Here is a 2,532-nt window from a genome sequence, read left to right on the forward strand (position 1 = left end):
GTCGTTCGTCGGACCCGGCGGCGGACCTGGCCCTCCGAACGGACCTTCAGACCTCCCTGAAGGATCGCGCGGAAAACATCATGATCGTTGACCTGTTACGTAACGACCTCTCGCACGTTGCAGTCCCCGGCAGCGTGATCGTCAGCCGGTTGTGTGAGATTGAAAGCTACGCCACCGTGCACCAGATGGTCAGCACCATCGACGCCCAGTTGCGGCCGGGCGTCTCCCGGACCGAGGCCGTCTCCGCGGCGTTCCCGGCCGGGTCGATGACCGGGGCACCGAAAATCAGCACCATGGCCATCCTTGACCGGCTGGAGGCTGCCCCGCGCGGGGTGTATTCGGGCGCCGTCGGCTACTTCTCCCTGACCGGTGCAGCGGACCTCGCCGTCGTCATTCGCACCCTGGTGCTTGAGGACGACGGCGGCGGCACCCGGCTCAGCCTGGGCGTCGGAGGAGCGATCACTGCCGATTCGGATCCGGACGATGAGTGGGAAGAGGTGCGCACCAAAGCGTTCGGCGTGCTGTCAGGCCTCGGGGCCGCGTTCCCGGATAGCTAGGGCTGATGAATGGGGCCGCTGCGGTATGGAATCGGCTGCAGTCCGGAATCGGCTGCAGTCCGGAATCGGCTGCAGTCTGGAATTGGCTGCGATGGGGCCGCTGCGCGTCGTTTCACCGCAGGAACGGCCCCCAGGCCAAGGTCCGCCGCTTGCAACCGGCAAGGCTGGCGCTGGGGGCCGTTTCTGGTGAGATCCGGCCCCCAGGCTGACCTAGCGGCGGACTTTGCGACGGCCGCTAACGCCCTCGGCGACGCCGATCAGCAGTACTGAGGCGATGACCGCTACGATGAATCCGAAAACGTTCAGCTCGAAGATGCCCCCGGTGCCGAGAAGGTTCGCGATGACGCCGCCGATCACTGAACCGGCAAGTCCCAGCAGGAGCGTGGCCAGCAGCCCAAGGTTCTGCTTCCCGGGCTTGATCAGCCGTGCCAGCGCGCCGATGATGAGTCCTGCAACGATAAATCCGATCACAATAACTGTCCGTTCTTTGGGGTCTGCCCCGTTACTACGAGGCCGCGTGCCGTTGGTAACACTACTGATGAAATTCTATCCGGTGCCGGTTGGCACGGGAAAATACGACGGGTGCGGCACCGTCATCCGCGTCAGTGAGGCAACTAAGCTGATCGCATGACTGTTCTTGTGTTCCTGGATCCCGCCCACGACGACGGCCGCGTCGTCGACGCATCACTGCCACAGCTCATGGCGACCGACCTTGGCGCAACGCGCGGGGACGGCATATTCGAGTCCCTGCTGGCCCTCAACGGAGAAGCCCGGAAGGTGCAGGCGCACCTGGACCGGCTCGCCTCATCAGCCCGGGCCCTTGACCTTGATCTCCCGTCCGAGGATGCCTGGCGGCGGGCCATCACCACCGCACTCGACGAGTACGCCGCCGGGGCTCACGTCCAGGCTGATACTGAGCTTGCCGTGAAGCTCATGGTCACCCGTGGGGTTGAGGGAGCTGACGCCCCGACGGCGTGGGTTCAGGTGGCGCCGGTGCCGGCGAAGACCCAGCAGCAGCGCAGGGATGGGCTTGCGGTCCTGTTCCTGGAGCGCGGGTATGACAGCACGGTGGCGCAGCGGGCACCGTGGCTGCTCATGGGTGCCAAGACGCTGTCCTACGCGGTCAACATGGCGGCGGTCCGGTACGCGCGGGCGCACGACGCCGACGACGTCATCTTCACCTCATCGGACGGCAAGGTCCTTGAGGGTCCGACGTCGACAGTCCTCCTGGCACGGGTCCGGGACGGCGTCAAGACCCTACTGACCCCGCAGCTGGAAAGCGGGATCCTCCCCGGCACATCGCAGAGTGCGTTGTTTACCGTGGCGAAGGCCGCCGGCTGGGAACTCGGGTACGGCCCGCTGGTGCCCGCTGACCTGTACGACGCCGACGGCGTGTGGCTGATTTCCAGCATCCGTCTCCTCGCACCGGTCAACTCCCTTGACGGTCAGCCGATCACCACCACCCCGGAGCTGACCAGGGAGCTGTCGGAGTTGGTGGCGAAAATTTCCTGAGGCCGGTTGTCGAACCCGGCCTACCCCAACCGTCAGGGGAAGGAGTTCGCCAGGCGCTGCGCCGAGGGTCGGCACCTCTTGACGGGCGGCGCCGAGCTGCAGCCGCCCACCACGGCGCGGATCCTGCGCGGTGGGAGCGTTGGTATGACGACGGCCCGTACACGGAGACCGCCGAACGGCTGGGCGGTTTCTCCCTGGTGGAAACCGACGCCCCGGAGGCACTGGCGGAATTCGTCAATGAGTTGTTGGCTGATACCACCGGGCCTGCTGAAATCCGGGCCATCATTCGACCACGCGAGGGCAGCTAAATGAAAATTGCAGTGTTTCTATACCAGGATGAGTCGATCTGGGCCAACGCCACCGAGGCCGAAGTGGAACAGTACATGGCCCAGCACGACGCCTTTTCCGAGGCGGCCCGCCAGCAGGGAAAGATCGTCGCGGGTGAGGCGCTCCCCAGCGTCTC

The 2,532-nt window shown here is 65.6% G+C and carries 2 protein-coding genes and 1 pseudogene (1 of these 3 cut by a window edge); 2 read left to right on the plus strand and 1 reads right to left on the minus strand.

Annotated elements, in window-relative coordinates; genetic code table 11:
- Positions 1–557, plus strand: a pseudogene (locus tag K728_RS19550) (chorismate-binding protein) (it extends 1,580 nt beyond the left edge of the window).
- A gap of 210 nt (positions 558–767) precedes the next feature.
- On the opposite strand, the gene K728_RS0114205 reads toward K728_RS19550, so the two are convergent.
- On the minus strand, positions 768–1,028 hold the full coding sequence (locus tag K728_RS0114205; protein ID WP_019481110.1) for a GlsB/YeaQ/YmgE family stress response membrane protein: 261 nt from the start codon (positions 1,026–1,028) through the stop codon (positions 768–770).
- A gap of 156 nt (positions 1,029–1,184) precedes the next feature.
- Between K728_RS0114205 and K728_RS0114215 the strand changes: the two genes are divergently transcribed.
- Complete coding sequence (locus tag K728_RS0114215) at positions 1,185–2,069, plus strand: aminodeoxychorismate lyase (RefSeq protein WP_019481111.1); 885 nt, start codon at positions 1,185–1,187, stop codon at positions 2,067–2,069.
- The last annotated feature ends 463 nt before the right edge of the window (positions 2,070–2,532 follow it).

The sequence above is a fragment of the Arthrobacter sp. CAL618 genome (genome assembly GCF_000468215.1).
In the GTDB taxonomy this organism is placed as follows: Bacteria; Actinomycetota; Actinomycetes; order Actinomycetales; family Micrococcaceae; genus Arthrobacter_D.